The 706-nt window shown below is 42.6% G+C and carries 1 tRNA gene and 2 rRNA genes; all 3 read right to left on the bottom strand.

What is annotated here, in order from left to right:
* Positions 1 to 395, bottom strand: a 23S ribosomal RNA gene (locus KQI68_RS10270); the annotation flags it as partial.
* A 105-nt stretch (positions 396 to 500) separates the two neighbouring features.
* Positions 501 to 577 (bottom strand) — tRNA-Ile (locus KQI68_RS10275).
* A gap of 48 nt (positions 578 to 625) precedes the next feature.
* Positions 626 to 706 (bottom strand): 16S ribosomal RNA (locus tag KQI68_RS10280); the annotation flags it as partial.

The raw sequence follows: 706 nt of genomic DNA on the forward strand, positions 1-706 counted from the left end.
CCCACAGAATTTCTCGTGTTCCGTGGTACTCTTTCGTGATAGGTATCTTCTCTTTCGCCTACAGGACTGTTACCTTCTTTGGTTAGTCTTCCCAGATTATTCGGCTAGATATTTTCCCCATCTTCACTTTCGGGCTCTTCCCCGTTCGCTCGCCGCTACTTAGGGAATCGAGTTTTCTTTCTTTTCCTCAGGTTACTTAGATGTTTCAGTTCACCTGGTTCGCTTCCTATAGTTATTAATTGGCTATAGGATACCTCTATTGAGGTGGGTTTCCCCATTGGGATATCTACGGGTCGTAAGATATTTGCTCCTTACCGTAGCTTTTCGCAGCTTGTCACGTCCTTCTTCGCCTCTTGGTGCCTAGGCATTCACCTAGTGCTCTTTTTAACTTGACCTTTGTTAATAAACATATTCTTGTTTATTTCCAGTTCATTGTTTTATTAAGAAATTTTGATTAGTTTTTAAGTTGTTATGGTTCAAAACTTAGTTTAACTAAGTTGTGGTGGACCTGGGGGGACTCGAACCTCCGACCTCACGCTTATCAGGCGTGCGCTCTAACCAGCTGAGCTACAGGTCCATATTAAAATATATATAATTAATATAGTGTGAAGATCTTTTTCCTTAGAAAGGAGGTGATCCAGCCGCACCTTCCGATACGGCTACCTTGTTACGACTTCACCCCAGTCACTTATCCTACCTTCGACTG

The organism is Peptoniphilus ovalis (genome assembly GCF_018919265.1).
Classification (GTDB): Bacteria; Bacillota; Clostridia; order Tissierellales; family Peptoniphilaceae; genus Peptoniphilus_A; species Peptoniphilus_A ovalis.